This window comes from Comamonas antarctica, assembly GCF_013363755.1.
In the GTDB taxonomy this organism is placed as follows: domain Bacteria; phylum Pseudomonadota; class Gammaproteobacteria; order Burkholderiales; family Burkholderiaceae_C; genus Comamonas; species Comamonas antarctica.
Window position 1 is genome coordinate 3,488,123 of record NZ_CP054840.1, and the last position, 18,100, is coordinate 3,506,222.

At 65.8% G+C, this 18,100-nt stretch carries 18 protein-coding genes; 12 read left to right on the forward strand and 6 right to left on the reverse strand.

Annotation, left to right across the window (positions count from 1 at the left end):
* Positions 1-270: 270 nt before the first annotated feature.
* The 4 genes from HUK68_RS16190 (at position 271) to groL (ending at position 5,451) form a co-directional block, all read left to right on the forward strand.
* The gene (locus HUK68_RS16190) at positions 271-699 is read left to right on the forward strand and encodes a YbaN family protein (protein ID WP_244146189.1); all 429 of its coding nucleotides are present in this window, start codon (positions 271-273) and stop codon (positions 697-699) included.
* Between the two features lie 137 nt (positions 700-836).
* Positions 837-3,248 carry a DUF3772 domain-containing protein gene (locus HUK68_RS16195; protein ID WP_175505121.1) on the forward strand — a complete coding sequence of 804 codons (2,412 nt, stop codon included), beginning with the start codon at positions 837-839 and terminating at the stop codon, positions 3,246-3,248.
* A 211-nt stretch (positions 3,249-3,459) separates the two neighbouring features.
* Positions 3,460-3,750 (forward strand): co-chaperone GroES, encoded by a 291-nt coding sequence (groES, locus tag HUK68_RS16200; protein ID WP_175505122.1) that lies wholly within the window; start codon positions 3,460-3,462, stop codon positions 3,748-3,750.
* A 45-nt stretch (positions 3,751-3,795) separates the two neighbouring features.
* Positions 3,796-5,451, forward strand: coding sequence for a chaperonin GroEL (groL, locus tag HUK68_RS16205; protein WP_175505123.1), 1,656 nt, complete (start codon positions 3,796-3,798; stop codon positions 5,449-5,451).
* A gap of 110 nt (positions 5,452-5,561) precedes the next feature.
* Here the strand turns inward: groL and pgi are convergent, their stop codons facing one another.
* On the reverse strand, positions 5,562-7,172 hold the full coding sequence (gene pgi, locus HUK68_RS16210; RefSeq protein WP_175505124.1) for a glucose-6-phosphate isomerase: 1,611 nt from the start codon (positions 7,170-7,172) through the stop codon (positions 5,562-5,564).
* A 1-nt stretch (position 7,173) separates the two neighbouring features.
* Entirely contained in the window at positions 7,174-8,127 is a 954-nt protein-coding gene (gene tal / locus HUK68_RS16215; RefSeq protein ID WP_175505125.1) for a transaldolase, read from the reverse strand.
* Positions 8,128-8,289: 162 nt separating this feature from the next.
* On the opposite strand from tal, the gene HUK68_RS16220 reads away from it, so the two are divergent.
* Complete coding sequence (locus HUK68_RS16220; RefSeq protein ID WP_175505126.1) at positions 8,290-9,135, forward strand: MurR/RpiR family transcriptional regulator; 846 nt, start codon at positions 8,290-8,292, stop codon at positions 9,133-9,135.
* A gap of 116 nt (positions 9,136-9,251) precedes the next feature.
* On the opposite strand, the gene HUK68_RS16225 is transcribed toward HUK68_RS16220, so the two are convergent.
* Entirely contained in the window at positions 9,252-10,361 is a 1,110-nt protein-coding gene (locus HUK68_RS16225) for a porin (RefSeq protein WP_175505127.1), read from the reverse strand.
* A gap of 220 nt (positions 10,362-10,581) precedes the next feature.
* The gene (locus HUK68_RS16230; protein ID WP_175505128.1) at positions 10,582-11,646 is read right to left on the reverse strand and encodes a porin; all 1,065 of its coding nucleotides are present in this window, start codon (positions 11,644-11,646) and stop codon (positions 10,582-10,584) included.
* A 302-nt stretch (positions 11,647-11,948) separates the two neighbouring features.
* Between HUK68_RS16230 and coq7 the strand changes: the two genes are divergently transcribed.
* Positions 11,949-12,566, forward strand: coding sequence for a 2-polyprenyl-3-methyl-6-methoxy-1,4-benzoquinone monooxygenase (gene coq7 / locus HUK68_RS16235; protein ID WP_175505129.1), 618 nt, complete (start codon positions 11,949-11,951; stop codon positions 12,564-12,566).
* 8 nt (positions 12,567-12,574) lie between these two features.
* Here coq7 and HUK68_RS16240 read toward each other — a convergent pair whose 3' ends face one another.
* Positions 12,575-13,024: an OsmC family protein gene (locus HUK68_RS16240; protein ID WP_175505130.1), complete on the reverse strand. Its 450-nt coding sequence runs from the start codon at positions 13,022-13,024 to the stop codon at positions 12,575-12,577.
* A gap of 352 nt (positions 13,025-13,376) precedes the next feature.
* Between HUK68_RS16240 and ilvA the strand changes: the two genes are divergently transcribed.
* The 3 genes from ilvA to HUK68_RS16255 are packed head-to-tail and all read left to right on the forward strand — an operon-like array spanning position 13,377 to position 16,298.
* Positions 13,377-14,930 carry a threonine ammonia-lyase, biosynthetic gene (ilvA, locus tag HUK68_RS16245; protein WP_175505131.1) on the forward strand — a complete coding sequence of 518 codons (1,554 nt, stop codon included), beginning with the start codon at positions 13,377-13,379 and terminating at the stop codon, positions 14,928-14,930.
* A gap of 13 nt (positions 14,931-14,943) precedes the next feature.
* A complete protein-coding gene (gene cobS, locus HUK68_RS16250) occupies positions 14,944-15,756 on the forward strand; it encodes an adenosylcobinamide-GDP ribazoletransferase (RefSeq protein WP_175505132.1) in 813 nt (270 codons plus the stop codon).
* Positions 15,753-16,298 carry a histidine phosphatase family protein gene (locus HUK68_RS16255; RefSeq protein ID WP_175505133.1) on the forward strand — a complete coding sequence of 182 codons (546 nt, stop codon included), beginning with the start codon at positions 15,753-15,755 and terminating at the stop codon, positions 16,296-16,298. The genes cobS and HUK68_RS16255 overlap by 4 nt, the downstream gene beginning before the upstream one ends.
* Here HUK68_RS16255 and HUK68_RS16260 read toward each other — a convergent pair.
* Entirely contained in the window at positions 16,288-16,701 is a 414-nt protein-coding gene (locus HUK68_RS16260; RefSeq protein ID WP_434082445.1) for a type II secretion system protein N, read from the reverse strand. The two genes, HUK68_RS16255 and HUK68_RS16260, sit on opposite strands and share 11 nt — an antisense overlap.
* Positions 16,702-16,767: 66 nt before the next feature.
* Here HUK68_RS16260 and gspG point away from each other — a divergent pair, with 66 nt between their 5' ends.
* Genes gspG through gspI form a run of 3 tightly spaced genes read left to right on the forward strand, consistent with a single transcriptional unit; the run spans position 16,768 to position 18,076 of the window.
* On the forward strand, positions 16,768-17,229 hold the full coding sequence (gene gspG, locus HUK68_RS16265) for a type II secretion system major pseudopilin GspG (protein WP_175505135.1): 462 nt from the start codon (positions 16,768-16,770) through the stop codon (positions 17,227-17,229).
* Between the two features lie 56 nt (positions 17,230-17,285).
* Complete coding sequence (locus tag HUK68_RS16270) at positions 17,286-17,711, forward strand: prepilin-type N-terminal cleavage/methylation domain-containing protein (protein WP_175505136.1); 426 nt, start codon at positions 17,286-17,288, stop codon at positions 17,709-17,711.
* Positions 17,708-18,076: a type II secretion system minor pseudopilin GspI gene (gene gspI / locus HUK68_RS16275; protein WP_175505137.1), complete on the forward strand. Its 369-nt coding sequence runs from the start codon at positions 17,708-17,710 to the stop codon at positions 18,074-18,076. The genes HUK68_RS16270 and gspI overlap by 4 nt, the downstream gene beginning before the upstream one ends.
* The last annotated feature ends 24 nt before the right edge of the window (positions 18,077-18,100 follow it).

The window sequence follows — 18,100 nt, forward strand, 5'->3', positions numbered from 1 at the left end:
CACGGTGTCTGCGGCTGGCTATTGACTTTTGCTTCAGCCGATGAAGTTATCTACCGGTTTTCAGTGAGAGGCCCGATGTGGCCCGACAAGACCCGGCGACCGCCGGTGCACTGCGCCTGCAGAGCCAGCGGCTTGTAGGCCGTTGGCGTTTTCACGGCCCGGCGCACGCAGAATCAGGACAATATCGGTGCTGGCGAATATATTGAACCTGATTGGCCACCGCAGCGGCGATGTTGCCTGGAATGTGCTGCGGCCTCCTGCTTCCTGACCATGACCGACCCGACTCCCACACCGGTGCGCCCCGGCTATCGCGTTCCCTCGTGGCCCGTGCGCTGCCTGCTGATGGCGTTTTCCGCGCTGTGCGTGCTGCTGGGCATGATCGGCGCCGTGGTCCCGGGCATGCCGACCACGGTGTTCATCCTGATGGCGGCCTGGGCTGCGATGCGCAGTTCGCCGCGCATGCATGCCTGGCTCTATGCGCATGCGAGCTTCGGTCCTATGCTGCGCAACTGGGATGATGGCGGACGCGTGAGCCGGCGCGTCAAATGGATGGCGACGCTGAGCATGGCCGCCAGCAGCGCCTTGATCGTCTTTGTCAGCACCCGGCCCTGGCTGGCGGGGCTGGCGCTGGCGAGCATGGCTTGCGTGCTGGCTTGGCTCTGGCTGCGGCCCGAACCCGCGCCAGACCCGGAGGCATGAAAGCGCGGCGGGAACGCATCGGCGTGCCGGCCCGCGACCGGGCCTGTCCAGATGCCCGTGTTGATATCAGGGAATAGGTCCCGCCTGCCACCCCGCTCAGCCATCACGCACCCCATCTGCCTCCTATGATGCTGCGGATGAGCTGGATCCAACGCTGCACCCTTGCCCTTGCCTTCCTGTGCTGCCTCGCACTGCCCGCCGTCCAGGCGGCGCCTGCCGCCGCGGCACCGGCGCCCGCTGCAACTGGCACACAGACCCCGGCCACGGCGCCTGCCGCCGAGGAGCCGCTGCCCGACGTCGAGTCGCTGCGCCGCCAGCTTGACGCGCTGCCCGCGACGGCCGAGGGAAATGACGCCGTGCGCGCGCTGCAGTCCAGCTATGCCGCGCTGAACGCCGGCGCCAACCGCATCATCGATGCGCGCACCGGCGAGCTCAACGACCTGAATGCGCGGCTGGGCGAACTGGGCGCGGCCCCGGCGCCCGGCACCAGCGAAGACGCCGACATCAAGCGCCAGCGCCAGACGCTGATCCGCGACCGCAATGCGGTGGATGCGGAAATCCGCCTGGCCCGGCTGATCGTGGTCGATGCGAAGCAGCGCAGCGAGGCGCTGCGCACGCGCGAACGCGACCAGCTGCAGGCGCAGCTCACCGACCGCGCACCGTCGCCGCTGAGCGCGGCATTCTGGCGCGAACTGGGTCAGTCCTGGCCGGACGATCGTGCGCGGCTCGCGCCCATGGCCGAAGAAATGCAGGATGCGGCCGCGCGCCTGGCCGTGCCCGGCCACCGCGGCCCGGTGCTGCTGGCGCTGGTGCTGGCGCTGCTGGCGGTCACCGTCGGCGACCTGCTGGCCGAACGCGGCCTGGCGCGCCTGGCGCAGCGCGTGCTGCCCGGCGGGCGGCTGCGGCGCTCCTTGCTGGTCATTGCCATCGTCGCCGTCAACATGGCCGTGGTGGCGCTGGCGCTGCAGGGCTTTTTGCAGACGCTGCGCGCGCACGCCGACTTCGGCCCGCAGTCGAGCAAGCTCGTGGCGCTGGTCGACGAATCGGTGCTGTACATCGTCTTCGTGACCAGCCTGGGCCGCGCGCTGCTGGCCAATGCCCGGCCCTCATGGCGGCTGGCGCCGCTGTCCGATGCGCTGGCGCTGCGGCTGCGGCCCTATCCCTGGCTGGTGGCGCTGGTCGGCGTGCTGGTCTGGGTGCCCATGCAGGTCGCCGCCATCTCCGAGCTCAGCCTGCCCGCGCTGCGCGTGTGCCAGGGCATCACCGCGCTGGCGCTGGTGCTGCTGATGGCCGCGATGCTCACGCGCCTGAACCAGCCGCAGCCCGGCGACCCGGCAGAGCCGCCTGCGCCGCGTCCGCTGTGGGAGGGCCTGGTGCTGACGGTGGTCACGCTGTCGCTGGTGGGCGTGGTGCTGCTGGTGGTCATCGGCTATATCAGCGTGGCCAGCGTGGTGGCCATGCAGCTGGCCTGGACCGGCCTCGTCGGCCTGAGCTTCTACGTGCTGTTCAAGTTTGCCGACGACCTGTTCATGGCGCTGGTTTCCTCGCGCGGCGACTTCGGCCAGCGCCTGCAAAAGAGCTTCGGCTTCGCGCCGTCCACGCTGGACCAGGCGGCCGTGGTGCTGTCGGCGCTGGCGCGCGTGCTGCTGTTCCTCTACATGCTGATCGCGCTGGGCGCGCAGCTGGGCACGCGGCCCGAGGAGGTGCTGCAGCAGACCGACCGCATCAGCGCCGGCCTCACCATCGGCGAATTCCAGATCAAGCCCGCGGCGATCTTCAGCGCGCTGGCGGTGCTGGTGGGCGGTTTCGTCGCCCTGCGCGTGTTCCGCAACTGGCTGCGCGAACGCTACCTGCCCACCACCACCATGGAGCCGGGCATGCAGAGCTCGCTGGCCACGCTGCTCAACTACGTGGGCATCGTGCTGGTGGTCGCGGCCGGGCTGTCGGCCATGGGCATAGGCATCAACCGCATCGCCTGGATCGCCAGCGCCCTGTCGGTGGGTATCGGCTTCGGCCTGCAGGCCATCGTGCAGAACTTCATTTCCGGGCTGATCCTGCTGGCCGAGCGGCCCGTCAAGGTCGGCGACTGGGTGGTGCTGGGCACGACCGAAGGCGACATCAAGCGCATCAACGTGCGCGCCACCGAGATCCAGCTTGGCGACCGCTCCACCGTCATCGTGCCGAACTCCGAGTTCATCACCAAGACGGTGCGCAACATGACGCTGACCGCCGCCGAGGGCCGCGTGCTGATCCGCCTGCCGCTGCCGCTGTCGACCGATGCCAAGCAGGTGCGCGAACTCATGCTGGCCGCGTGCCGTGCGCATCCCGGCGTGCTGGAAACGCCGGAGCCGTCGCTGAGCCTCGAGGGCATAGAGAACGGCAGCCTGATCTTCCAGGCCATTGCCTATGTCTCCAGCCCGCGCCTGGCCAGCGGCGTGCGCAGCGACCTGCTGTTCACGATATTGGATGACTTCAAGACCGCCGGCCTGCCGCTGGCCGTTCCGACCATGATGATGGCCAGCCCGCCGCCGGCACCGGGGGCGGCTTGAGCCTGGTCTTGCAGGAAGGGCGCGGATGGTCAATAGGCCGCTGTCCCATCCAGTCCCAGGCTCTTTGCGCAAAACACTTGAAACTGCGAAAAACCCCCTTATGATTAGCACTCAGCGGGACCGAGTGCTAACAGCAACGGTTCCCCATGATTTCCTGCCGAGCTCCGGCTTGGCAGTGTTGTTTCAACCTGTTGATGTATTTGGAGATGTTATGCAACTTCGTCCTCTGCACGATCGCGTGATCGTCAAGCGCCTGGAAAACGAAACCAAGACTGCTTCGGGCATCTATATCCCCGACAACGCTGCCGAAAAGCCCGATCAGGGCGAGATCCTGGCCGTCGGCCCGGGCAAGAAGAACGACAAGGGCGAACTGATCGCCCTGAACGTCAAGGTCGGCGACCGCGTTCTGTTCGGCAAGTACAGCGGCCAGACCGTCAAGGTCGATGGCGACGAACTGCTGGTGATGAAGGAAGACGACCTGTTCGCAGTCGTCGAGAAGTAAATCTTCTCTTCCCAGCATTCCTGTTAACGAATTCGGAGAATCAAAATGGCAGCTAAAGACGTAGTTTTCGGTGGCGAAGCACGCGCCCGCATGGTTGAAGGCGTGAACATCCTGGCCAACGCGGTCAAGGTGACCCTGGGCCCCAAGGGCCGCAACGTGGTGCTCGAGCGCTCGTTCGGCGCCCCCACCGTGACCAAGGACGGTGTGTCCGTGGCCAAGGAAGTCGAACTCAAGGACAAGCTGCAGAACATGGGCGCCCAGCTCGTGAAGGAAGTGGCTTCCAAGACCAACGACATCGCCGGTGACGGCACCACGACCGCCACCGTGCTGGCGCAAGCCATCGTGCGCGAAGGCTCGAAGTACGTTGCCGCCGGCCTGAACCCCATGGACCTGAAGCGCGGTATCGACAAGGCCGTGGCCGTTCTGGTCGAGCAGCTCAAGTCGCAATCCAAGGCCACGACGACTTCCAAGGAAATCGCCCAGGTCGGCTCGATCTCCGCGAACTCCGACGAGTCCGTGGGCCAGATCATTGCCAACGCAATGGACAAGGTCGGCAAGGAAGGCGTGATCACCGTTGAAGAAGGCAAGAGCCTGGACAACGAACTCGAAGTCGTCGAAGGCATGCAATTCGACCGCGGCTACCTGTCGCCCTACTTCATCAACAACCAGGAAAAGCAATCGGCCATCCTGGACAACCCCTTCGTGCTGCTGTTCGACAAGAAGATCAGCAACATCCGTGACCTGCTGCCCACGCTGGAGCAAGTCGCCAAGGCTGGCCGTCCCCTGCTGATCATTGCCGAAGACGTCGAAGGCGAAGCCCTCGCGACCCTGGTGGTCAACACCATCCGCGGCATCCTGAAGGTCGTGGCTGTCAAGGCACCTGGCTTCGGCGACCGCCGCAAGGCCATGCTGGAAGACATCGCCATCCTGACGGGCGGCAAGGTCATTGCCGAAGAAGTCGGCCTGACCCTGGACAAGGTCACGCTGGAAGACCTGGGCCAGGCGCAGCGCGTTGAAATCGGCAAGGAAAACACCATCATCATCGACGGTGCTGGCCAGGCTGCTGAAATCGAAGCCCGCGTCAAGCAGATCCGTATCCAGATCGAAGAAGCCACTTCGGACTACGACCGTGAAAAGCTGCAAGAGCGCGTGGCCAAGCTGGCCGGCGGCGTTGCCGTGATCAAGGTCGGCGCTGCCACCGAAGTCGAAATGAAGGAAAAGAAGGCACGTGTCGAAGACGCACTGCACGCTACCCGTGCCGCTGTGGAAGAAGGCATCGTGGCCGGCGGCGGCGTGGCACTGCTGCGCGCCAAGCAGGCTGTGGGCCAACTGACCGGCGACAACGCCGACCAGGACGCCGGCATCAAGCTGATCCTGAAGGCTGTCGAAGCGCCCCTGCGCGAAATCGTGTCGAACGCCGGTGGCGAACCGTCGGTCGTGGTCGATGCCGTGCTCAAGGGCCAGGGCAACTTCGGCTTCAACGCCGCCAACGACACCTACGGCGACATGATTGAAATGGGTATCCTGGATCCCACGAAGGTCACACGCACTGCGCTGCAGAACGCCGCTTCCGTCGCAGCCCTGCTGCTGACCACCGAGTGCATGATTGCCGACGCTCCCAAGGCCGACGCAGCGCCCGACATGGGCGGCATGGGTGGCGGCATGGGCGGCATGGGTGGCATGGGCGGCATGGGCATGTAATTGCCCAGGTCCCCGCTGTCCCGCAGGCCGCAAGGCCTGCCAGCCTCAGCCAGAAAAAACCCGCAGACCGAAAGGCCTGCGGGTTTTTTCATGTGCGCAGCAAGGCGGCGCTAAGGCAGATCGGCCGCGATCAGGCGCCGCATCAGGCCCGCGGTCGACGCGTCGACATCCTGCCAATCGCCGCGGTCCTGGCGCGCGGCCAGGTCACGCGCCAGGTTCTTGCCCAGCTCGACGCCCCACTGGTCGAAGCTGTTGATGCCCCAGACCGCGCCCGTGACGAACACCCGGTGTTCATAGAGCGCGATCAGCGCGCCCAGCGATGCCGGGTCGAGCTGCTGCAGCAGCAAGAAGCTGCTGGGCCGGTTGCCCGGGCAGTACTTCTCGCTGCATTCCTCGCGCCGCCCGACCATCAGCGCCTGCGCCTGGGCCACGGCGTTGATCAGCAGGCTTTGCTGGTGCGCGCCCAGGTACTTGCCGCCGCCGCGCATGGCGATGAACTCCACCGGAATCACGTCCGGACCCTGGTGCAGCATCTGGAAGAACGCATGCTGGCCGTTGGTGCCGGGCTCGCCCCACACCACGGCCGAAGTTGCTGCGGTAAGGCGCCGCCCCTGCGCGTCGACCTGCTTGCCATTGCTCTCCATTTCCAGCTGCTGCAGGTAGGCCGTGAGCCGCCGCAGCCCATGGCTGTAGGGCGCGATGCAGCGGCTGCCGTAGCCATGGAAGTTGCGGTACCAGATGTCGATCAGGCCCAGGCGCACCGGCAGGTTGCGCGCCAGCGGTGCGGTGACGAAATGCGTGTCCATCGCATGCGCGCCCGCCAGCAGCGCGCGGAAATGCGCGGGACCGACGGCAATCGCGATCGGCAGGCCGATGGCCGACCACAGCGAGTAGCGCCCGCCCACCCAGTCCCAGAACCCCAGCGTGCGCTCGATGCCAAATTCGGCGGCCGCGGCGACGTTGGTCGTGAGCGCGATGAAATGGTCGGCAATGCGGCATGCCGCACCCGCGTCCTCGGACCCGCCCTGCGCCAGGAACCAGGCGCGCGCCGAATGCGCATTGAGCATGGTCTCGGCCGTGGTGAACGACTTCGAGGCCACCAGGAACAACGTGCTTTGCGGGCGCACGCGCGACAGCACATGGCCCAGCTCATGGCCGTCGACATTCGAGACGAAATGAAAGCGCTTGCCGGGATCGCACCAGTCCTCGAGCGCATTGACCACGACTTCAGGTCCCAGATGCGAGCCGCCGATACCGATGTTGACGATGTCGGTGATCTCCGGCCGGGCGCGCACCTGCGCGGCCAGCTCCAGCATCGCATCCAGCGTCACGTGCACCGCATCCAGGGCTTCGCGCACCGGCGCGGCCATCGCGGTCACCACGCCCTGCTCGCGCAGCAGGCCGCCGTCGCGCGGCATGCGCAGCAGCCAGTGCATGACGGCACGCGCCTCGGAGGTATTGATCGGCGCCCCCGCGAACATCTGGTCGCGCCGGTCTGCAACGCCGCATTCCTGCGCCAGCGCCACGAGCAGCTGCTCGGTACGCGGCGTGACGCGGTTCTTGGACAGATCGGCAAACACATGCGGCGCCTGCTGGCTCAATGCGGCAAGGCGGCCGGGATCGGCCGCAAAACCGGCGGCGATATCGAAATCCGCCATTTCCTCCCGGTAGTGGCGCTCGAGCGCCCGCCAGGCGGCGGTTTCATGGCACAGCTCGCTCATCCTAGGCAGCCGCCTTCTGCATCAAGGATTCGAGCTTCAGCGTATCGGCCACAAACGCGCGTATGCCTTCGGCCAGCTTCTCGGTGGCCATTGCATCCTCGTTGAGCGCAAAGCGAAAACCCGCTTCGTCATAGTGCAGTGCGGGCAGGTCGAGCGCCTGCACCGCCTCGGGCGCCAGTGCCCGCTCCAGCGGCGCCTCGCTGGCCGCCAGCTGGCCCAGTAGGTCGGGGGCGATCGTCAACAGATCGCAACCCGCCAGCGCGGTGATCTGGCCCAGATTGCGAAAGCTCGCGCCCATGACTTCGGTGGCGATGCCAAAGCGCTTGTAATGCGCGTAGATGGCGCGCACCGAGCGCACGCCAGGGTCGTTGGCGCCGGCCATCGCGGCTTCGTCCCAGGAGGCGCCGGCCTGCTTCTTGTACCAGTCGTAGATGCGTCCGACGAACGGCGAAACCAGCTGCACCTTCGCCTGGCCGCAGGCCACGGCCTGGCACAGCGAGAACATCAAGGTCAGATTGGTATGGATGCCGCGCTGCTCGAGCCGGCGCGCGGCCTCGATGCCCTCCCAGGTCGCGGCGATCTTGATCAGCACGCGGCTGATGTCCACGCCCTCGGCCTGGTACAGCTCGATGATGCGCTCGGCACGTGTCACCGTGGCCTCGGTGTCGAACGACAGGCGTGCATCGACTTCGGTGGATACGCGTCCGGGCACCAGCGCCAGGATCTCGCAGCCAAAGCGCACCAGCAAGCGGTCCATGACCTCGTCCAGCGGTCGCCCCCGGCGCTGGACCACGGTGGCCTTGAGCAGCGGCGCATACTCGGGCATCTGCACCGCCTTGAGGATCAGCGACGGGTTGGTGGTCGCATCCTGCGGCAAGTATTGTGCAATCTGGCGAAAATCGCCGGTGTCCGCCACCACGGTGGTGAACTGTCGAAGCGCGTCGAGCTGACTCATGACCTGTCCCATCTTGAAAAGCACCCATCTCGCAGGATGCCGAAGCCTTGTTATCTTACAAGCGCATGCGCTGCAAATGCGCAGTGTAGGCGCACGCTGCTGCGGCGCCCGCAACTGCGGTTACATTGGCGCTGCTCCCGCGCCTTTGCCACCAGGATTCCCATGTTAGATCGCATCACCGCCTCCCTGCCGTCGCTGGCCCCCGCCGAACAGCGCGTGGCGCGCCTCGTGCTGGCCGACCCGCAGGCCTTTGCCCAGCTGCCCGTGCGGCTGCTGGCCGAGCGTGCGCATGTCAGCAAACCCACGGTGGTGCGCTTTTGCCGCAGCATGGGCTATGACGGCCTGGCCGACTTCAAGGTAAAGCTGGCCAACAACGCCAACGAAGGCGTGCCCTTCATCCACCGCAGCGTCGACAGCGATGACAAGACCGGCGACGTGCTGGTCAAGGTCGTCGACAACGCAGTCGCAGCCTTCCTGCAATACCGCAATGCCGCGAAAGTGGCGGATCTGGAGCGCGCGGCGCTGGCCGTGGTCAGCAGCTGGCAACAGGGCCGGCGCATTGAATTCTATGGCGCCGGCAACTCCGGCATCGTCGCGCAGGATGCGCAGCACAAGTTCTTCCGCCTGGGCGTGACCAGCCTGGCGAGCAGCGACGGCCATATCCAGGTGATGAGCGCCACCCTGCTCGGGCCCGGCGACTGCGCGCTGATCATCTCGAACTCGGGCCGCACGCGCGATCTGATGGACGCCGCCGGCATTGCGCGCCAGCGCGGCGCCACGACCATCGCGATCACCGCCAGCGGTTCGCCGCTGGCCCATGCCTGCGACATCGTGCTGGCTGCCGACCATCCCGAGGGCTACGACCGCTACAGTCCGATGGTCTCGCGGCTGATGCACCTGCTGATCATCGATGTGCTGGCCACCTGCGTGGCGCTGCGCATCGGCGAGCCATTGCAACCCGTCTTACAGCAAATGAAAGACAGCCTGCATGCCAAGCGATATACCTGAATACCAGTAAAACAGGGCGCAGATATTCGATGGACAAGCCGTCGAACCCTGCGCCCTGCGGATATGTACCCTGATTGAAGGGTAATCATGTAAATCCCCTCGCGGGGATTTTTTATTTAGAAGCGGTGGCGCAGACCCACGGTAATACCCGTGCGATCGCGTGCCCGGCTCACGGGATCCAGAACGACATTCTCACCGTCCCGGATCTTGGTGTAATCGATGCCGAAATACGCATCGGTGCGCTTGGAGAACGCGTAATCGATCACGCCGACGATGAAGTTGGTATTGCCGTTGTCGGCCGACGCCGGGCTGCCCGACTGCTTGGCATAGTAGTAGTGCAGGCCGGCATTGATCTGCGGCGTGAACTGGTAGCCGAAACCGATCTTGGCCATCTGGCGCTTGTTGGCCTGGCCGCGCGTGAAGCCGCCGTTGGTGTCGCCGCTCCACATGTTGGCGATGACCGCCGAATCGATCGCACCCGGCGTGCCGTCGATCTTGTTCTCGCCATAGCCGACGTTCAGGTACAGCGCGTTCATGCGGTAGGAGCCGCCCAGGGTCCAGGCCTCGATGGTCGAGCCTTGCGGCAGCTGGTAGTTCTGGTAGCCCACGCCGGCGGAAATGCCGTTGGCCGAGTAGCGCAGATAGCCGCCTGCGGTGCGCGCGTTGGCGGGATTGCCGTCCTTCTCATCGAACGAATACTGCAATGCGCCACGGAACGCACCGACCTCGGCCATGTACTTGAGCATGTTGTTGGCGCGCGCGCCCAGCGACATGCCGATTTCCGGCTTGTAGGCTTCCATGTAGGGCGAATACGGGAACGACGAATAGGTCGAGGTCACCAGGTCGAACAGGACGTTGTACTGGCGCCCCATGGTCAGGCGCCCGAAGCCGCCCTGCATGCCCACCCACGACTGTTGCCAGTAATTGGTCGTGGCCGAATTACCGGAGTCGGTGAGGAAACGGTTTTCCAGGTTGGCAATGGCCTTCAGGCCGCCGCCCAGGTCCTCGGTCACATTGATACCCCAGCGGCTTTGCGACATGCCCCCGCCAATCATTTTGGTCAGCGAGGAATTACCGCCCGCGCCTTCATTATTGGTATGACGCAATGCAGCATCGACAATACCGTAAATCTGTACACTGCTGCCGCCTTGCTGTGCAAATACCGCGGGCGCAGAAACCACCAGGGCGGCCAAGGCAATGGCACTTTTCACAAACGATTTTTGCATGCTGCTGTCTCTCTTTATGAATAAAAATGTGGCTGGGAAGTCCATTTTATGGAGCCACTTTTATTACGACTAGATACCAGTGCAGCATCACAACACAGGTTTTCCCTGCCGGATTTTCCCTAGCTAGTGCAATCCCTTGGCATGAAAAAGGCAAAAAAAAGCCAGTCCGAAGACTGGCTTTTTTATTTTCTAAGAAAAGCTGAGCGGACTCAGCCCGTCATTAGAACGAGTGGCGCACGCCGACTTGCACGCCGGTTTGCTTTTGGTTCACAGCAGCGGTGGTGTTGATACCCTTGGACTGCAGACCCAGCGACGAGCCGTCCTTGTTCTTCAGGTAAGCAACGGTGCCGTACACAGCAGTGCGCTTCGACAGGTTGTGGACATAGCCCAGCGACAGCTGGTCGGCTTCGCCGCTGGTGGCCTTCTGGTCGTAGCGAGCGTATTGCAGCTTGACTTCGCCAGCGCCGCCGACAGGTGCAGCAACACCCAGGGCGTAGTTGTTGAACTTGCGGTCAGCGCCGCCAGCGTCGTACGAGTACTGTTGCTGTTGAGCGATACCGATCAGCTTGGCCACGCCGAAGTTGTACGAACCAGCCAGCGTGACGTTGTCACGGTCGCCCAGGCCACGTGCGGGCTGGGAGATTTCCAGGCGGTCATACGACAGGGCCACGCTGAAGGGGCCGTTGTCATAGGAAACGTTGCCGCCGATGTAACGGCCGGCGTTGGACTCGCCTTGCACTTCGTCGAAGCCGTAGCTGATGCCAGCCTTGAAGCCGCTGAAGTTGGGGGTGTAGTAGCTGACCAGGTTGTTCGCGCGGATGCCGTTTTCGTCGCCGACGTTGCCGGTGTTGACAGCGCCGTCCCAGTTGCGCCAGCCCATGAACTGGCCGACACCGGTTTGACCGAACAGGTCGTACGAGCTGGTCTTGTTGTAGCCGGCGACTTGGTCGCGGCCCAGGCGCACTTCACCGAAGTTGCCTTCCAGGCCCACGGTCGAACGGCGACGGAAGTTCAGGCCGCCGGCATTGCCGTCGTCGCCGAACACTTCGCCTTCGAGCCAGAAGCCAGCCTTCAGGCCACCACCCAGGTCTTCCACGCCGCGGAAACCGATGCGGCTGGTAGCGTTGCCGCTGGTGCCGACGCCCCACTTGTTGCCGTTGGCGGGGGTAGCGTTGTCAATGTAGCCGATGCCGGTGTCGATGATACCGAACAGGGACACGGAAGATTGAGCCATTGCAGCGCCGGAAGCAGCCAACACGGCCAGGGCAATCAGGGATTTTTTCATTGCGAATTACTCCAAGGTTTAACAGAGGGCGTCGGGGGCAGAAAAGCAGGTTCAAACCCTGGATTCGCCGGTTACCCGCGCCAACCTCCTGGTGGGGAAGCTTTTGCTATTGCAACAGACCACCGCCGGATGCGCAAAGCAATTCACCCACAAGCGGCCGGATTCGAGGATTTCGTTGCTAGGTTGCAACACCGCTTCAATGCGCGGCACAATCCATGCACGAGGACCCCATTCGGCCCTGGGGGCGCGCGGTCCGGCACCCGCCAACCCACGCTTTTCGTCAGGCAGAAGTTTTTAACGCTATGGACAAGATCTTGATGGCAGCGGACGCTGCGCTCCGCACCCTGTTTGCCCGCCCTGCGGCCTCTCAGCCATCGCCCGCGCAGGGCCTGGCCGAAGCGCCGATGAGCGAGGCCGAGCAGCGCCTGTCCGGCGCGCTGATGCGCGTCAACCATGTGGGCGAGGTCTGTGCCCAGGCGCTCTACAGCGCCCAGGCCATGGTCACGCGCGACGACCATCTGCGCGCCCACCTGATCGAGGCGGCGCGCGAGGAAACCGACCACCTCGCCTGGTGCCGCAGCCGGCTCGATGCCCTGGGCCAGCGCCCCAGCCTGCTCAATCCCCTGTGGTTCGCGGGCGCGTTTGCCATCGGCGTGGCTGCAGCCAAGGTCAGCGACAAGGTCAGCCTGGGCTTTGTGGTCGAAACCGAAAACCAGGTATCGGCGCACCTGGGCAGCCACCTGGGCCGCCTGCCCGACCAGGACCTGGCTTCGCGCGCCGTGGTGCAGCGCATGAAGGAAGACGAGGAGCGGCATGCGGCCGACGCGCTCGAAGCCGGCGCCGTGCTGCTGCCCGCGCCGGTGCAGCAGCTAATGCGCGCGGCCGCCAAGGTCATGACGACAACTGCGCATTACATCTGAGGCCCGCCTCAGGCTTCGATGATCTCGAAGCCCGTCGTGATCTCGGCGGTCTTGCCCAGCATGATGCTGGCCGAGCAGTATTTCTCGTGGCTCATGGCGATGGCGCGCTCCACGGCGCCGGCTGGCACGCCCTTGCCGGTCACGGTGAACTGCATGTGGATCCTGGTGAACACCTTGGGGTCGGTGTCCGCGCGCTCCGAACTGAGCTTGACGCTGCAGCCGCGCACGTCGTGGCGGCCGCGCTTGAGAATCAGCACCACGTCATAGGCGGTGCAGCCGCCGGTGCCGGCCAGCAGCGCCTCCATGGGGCGCGGCGCAAGATTGCGGCCGCCGTTGGCGGGATTCTTTTCATCCGGAGCGCCGTCCATGGCCAGGATATGGCCGCTACCGGTCTCGGCCACAAAGCCCATGCCGGACCGGGTTCCGCTGGCGCCGGTCCAACTCACTGTGCATTCCATGTCGTTTCCTTTTGTATTAACTGTTGCGAAATGGCATCGCCATCCCGGTAAACCCTCATTTTGCTGCAACGCAGCATGATTTGCGCTACAATTGCGTCAAGCGTTACCTGATGTGATTGTATTTTTCAGGCGGACCGCAGGACATTCTTTCTGCATCGCACCCTTTGTCTCCTCCACCTCCTCTAATGGTGGATTCAGCCCCAGGCCTTACCGCCTGGGGCTTTTTTTGCCTTTTTCCATCTGCTACCCCGTCGGCGCCAGTGGAACAGCAGTGTCCGACCGCGCACCCCGGCGCGCGCTAAAGCCTATGATGGCGGCCCGACCTCCCCGCGGGCCTGCCTCTTTGCCGACCATGACGAAACACCTGACTCCCGCCGACTATCTCACCCGCATCCTGACCGCCCGCGTCTATGACGTGGCCGTGGAATCGGAGCTGCAGCCTGCCAGGAACCTGAGCCGGCGCCTGCACAACAAGGTGCTGTTCAAGCGCGAAGACCAGCAGCCGGTGTTCAGCTTCAAGCTGCGCGGCGCCTATAACAAGATGGCGCACCTGAGCCAGGAGCAGTTGCAGCGCGGCGTGATCTGTGCCTCGGCCGGCAACCATGCCCAGGGCGTGGCGATGAGCGCGCGCAAGCTCGGCTGCCGCGCGGTGATCGTGATGCCCACCACCACGCCCCAGGTCAAGATCGATGCCGTGCAGGCGCTCGGCGGCGAGGTGGTGCTGGCCGGCGAAAGCTATTCCGATGCCTACAAGCACTCGCTGCAACTGCAGCAGGAGCAGGGCCTGACCTTCGTGCACCCGTTCGACGACCCGGACGTCATTGCGGGCCAGGGCACGATTGCGATGGAAATGTTGAGCCAGCTGCAAAAGCTCGGCAGCCAGCGCCTCGATGCGGTGTTTGTCGCCATTGGCGGCGGCGGCCTGATCTCGGGCGTGGCGAACTATCTCAAGGCGGTGCGCCCCGACATCAAGGTGATCGGCGTGCAGACGCGCGACTCGGATGCGATGGCGCAGTCGGTGCAGACCGGAGAACGCGTGGAATTGAGCGACGTCGGGCTGTTTTCCGACGGCACGGCGGTGAAGCTGGTGGGCGAGGAAACCTTCCGCATCGCACGCGACCTGGTCGACGAATATGTGGTGGTCGATACCGACGCGGTCTGCGCCGCGATCAAAGACGTGTTCGTCGACACCCGCGCCATCGTCGAGCCTTCGGGCGCGCTGGCCGTGGCCGCGATCAAGCAGTACGTCGCGACGCACAAGACCAAGGGCGAGACCTATGCCGCCATCCTCTGCGGCGCGAACATGAATTTCGACCGGCTGCGCTTCGTCGCCGAGCGTGCCGAGGTCGGCGAGGAGCGCGAGGCGCTGTTCGCGGTGACCATTCCCGAGGAGCGCGGCAGCTTCAAGCGCTTTTGCGAGGTCGTGGGCCGGCTGCCCGGCGGCCAGCGCAACGTGACCGAGTTCAACTACCGCATCAGCCACCAGCAGCGCGCGCATGTGTTCGTCGGCCTGACCACGGCGGCCAAGGGCGAGTCGGAGAAGATCGCCAAGAACTTCCAGAAGAACGGCTTCGATGCGCTGGACCTGACCTTCGACGAGATGGCCAAGGAGCACCTGCGCCATATGGTGGGCGGCCATTCGCCGCTGGCGCAGGATGAGCGCCTGCTGCGCTTCGTGTTCCCCGAGCGCCCGGGCGCGCTGTTCAAGTTCCTGAGCATGATGGCGCCGACCTGGAACATCTCGCTGTTCCATTACCGCAACCAGGGCGCGGACTATGGCCGCATCCTGGTCGGCATGCAGGTGCCGGCCGAGGATGCGCAGGCCTTCGACGCCTTCCTGGCCTCGGTGGGCTACCCCTGGGTCGAGGAAACGCACAATCCCGCCTACCGGCTCTTCCTGCAGTAGGCCGGCGCGCGGCATGCAAGCCCTGCGCCACTATCTGCTGGCCCTGCAGTTCTTCACCCGCATTCCGGTGACCGGGCGGCTCGCGGCCTGGGTCGGCTTCAGCCCGGACATGCTGCGCGCCAGCGCCGCGCATTTTCCCGGCATCGGCTGGATCGTGGGGGCCGCCGGTGCGGGGAGCTATGCGGCAGCGCATGCGGCGCTCGCGCCCAGCCCGTTCGCGCCGCTCGCGGCCGCCGTGCTGTGCTGCGCGGCCACGGCGTGGATGACGGGTGGATTCCATGAGGACGGCCTCGCCGATGTGGCCGATGGCCTGGGCGGCAGCGCCGAGCGCGAGCGCGCGCTCGACATCATGAAGGACTCGCGCCTAGGCGCCTATGGCGCGCTGGCGCTGGTGCTGGCGCTGCTGGCCAAGATCAGCCTGCTGGCCGTGCTGGGCAGCCACAGCCTGGCCGCGGCCGCGGCCGCCCTGGCGCTCGCGCACGTGGTCTCGCGCTTTTGGCCGCTGTGCCTGGTGCGCACGCTGGCGCATGTCGGCGACACCGCACGCTCCAAGAGCAAGCCGCTGGCGGAGCGCATCACGGCGCGCGCGCTGGCCGCGGCCGGCCTGTGGTGCGTGGCGCCGCTCGCGCTTTACGCCGGGCTCCAGCCGCCGGGGGCGCTTGCCCTGGGCCTGCTGGGCAGCGCGCTCGCGGCGCTGTGGATGGCGCGCTGGTTTGCGCGGCGCCTGCAGGGCTTTACCGGCGACTGCCTGGGCGCGACCCAGCAGGTCTGCGAAATTGCGTTCTATCTGGGCGCGGCCATTGGCGTGCTGCGCAGCGCCGCATGACACCGCGGCTGTGGCTGGTGCGGCATGCCGCGCCGCTGGTGGCGCCCGGCCTCTGTTACGGCCGGCTCGACGTCGAGGCGGACGCGCTGGCCACGCAGCGGGCGGCACAGGCGCTGGCCGAGGCCCTGCCGGCGCAGGCACGCGTGCGGCATTCGCCGCTGCGCCGCTGCGCCCAACTGGCGCAGGCCTTGCAGGCCCTGCGGCCCGAACTGCGCAGCCTGCCGGACGCACGCCTGCAGGAAATGGATTTCGGCGCCTGGGAAGGCCGGCCCTGGGAGAGCTTGGCGCGCACCGAGGTCGATGCCTGGGCTGGCGACCTGCACGGCCATGCGCCCGGCGGCGGCGAGCCGCTATCGGCGATGCTGCAACGGGTGCAGGCCGCACTGGGGGGAATCGCCGGCCTGCCAGGAGACATGGTGTGGATCACCCATGCGGGCGTGGCGCGCTGCGTGCACTGGCTGCGCGCGCATCCCGCGCAGGTGCCTACCGCCGCGCAATGGACCCAGGCAGCACCCGCACCGGGTGAGTGGTTTATTTCTTGATCGGCAATTCAAGCGTCACCGTGGCCGAACCCTGCTGCGACGGACCCAGCCGGGCTTGCTGCACCCCGACGGACTGAAGCACCAGGCCTTCGTCCACCTGCGCGCCCACGGGGAAGGCCCTGGCCGGTTGGCCGTTGACGCCAATGACCGCCGCGCCGCGTCCACTGTCGCGCCCCGCCAACAGCCCGTGCAGCGTATAGCGGCTTGGCGCGGCGGGCGCCTGGGCCACCGGCAGCGCCGGGCCGGCACCAAGCACCTGCGCCATGGCCTGCAGGTCCACCGAGACGGGCGCGGGCGCGGCAACCGGCACCATGGCCGCGCCTGCCGGCGTGGCCAGACGCAGCGCCCAGAACACCACGCAGGCGCCCGCGGAGGCCCACAGAATCAGTGTGCCCGTACGCACGCGCCAGATTTGAAGCGAATTTGTCACCATGACCTATTATCATGAACTCATATGACATTACAGCAAATGAATTTCATTACCGCGCCCAGTCGCCCAGCCGCGCGCTCCCTGCGCCAATCCGCGCAACGCGGCTTCACCCTGATCGAGTTGATGGTCGTGCTTGTCATCATCGGCGTGCTGGGCGCGCTGATCGTGCCCAACCTGCTGAGCCGCGCCGACGATGCGCGCCGCACGGCGGCACGCACCGACATCACCAACATCATGCAGGCGCTCAAGCTCTACCGACTGGACAACCAGCGCTATCCAACGACGGAGCAGGGACTGCAGTCGCTGGTCGCCCGCCCCACATCCGGCCCCCAGCCCAACAACTGGAAGCCGTACATCGAGAAACTGCCCAACGACCCTTGGGGCAATCCCTATCAGTACCTGAACCCTGGCATCAAGGGTGAAGTCGACGTAATGTCACTGGGCGCCAACGGCCAGCCCGGCGGCGAAGGCAACGACGCCGACATCGGCAGCTGGCAGTAAAGCGCCCTGCGGGGTAGCGCTCCTGGCGCCCTCCCCCTGCTTGACCGGATCCGGTGATGACACGCGCACGCGGTTTTTCCCTGTTGGAGTTGCTGGTGGTAATCAGCATCATGGCACTGGCCACGGCCGGGGTCGCGCTGTCGCTGCGCGACACCGGGCAAAGCCGTCTCGAGCGCGAAGGCCAGCGGCTGGCCGCCCTGCTCGAAGCCGGCCGGGCGCAGGCGCGCGCCAGCGGCACGCTGGTGCGCTGGCAGGTCCAGGGCAACGGTTTTCGTTTCGTCGGCTTGCCACCCGGCAGCACCCTGCCCACGCAGTGGCTCGATGCGGGCACGCGCGTCGCCGACGGTACCGTGCTGGTTCTCGGCCCCGATCCGCTGCTGCCACCGCAGCGCACGCTTTTGACGCATGTGGACACCCCCGAACTGCGCCTGGCCATCGGCACCGACGGCCTGCGGCCGTTCGGGCCCGAAGGCAGCCAATGAGGCCGCTGCCGCGCCGCGCCCGCGGCTTCACGCTGATCGAAGTTCTGGTCGCGCTGGGCATCGTCGCGATCGCGCTGCTCGCGGGCACCCAGGCGACCTCGGCGTTGACGCGCAACGCCCAGCGCCAGACCGACATGCTGCTGGGCCAGCTGTGCGCCGAAAATGAACTGGTGCGCATGCGCCTGTCGCAGCAGATGCCGCCAGTGGGCGACAGCAGCGGCACCTGCGAGCAGGCGGGCAAGCTGTTCAATGTCACGCTGGTCGTGCGGCCCACGCCCAACCCGAGTTTCCGCCGCGCCGACGTCAAGGTCAGCGACGGCCAGTATCCGGTGCTGAGCATCACCTCCATCGTGGGACGGTTCTGATGGAGTACTCCCTGCGCGTCTCGG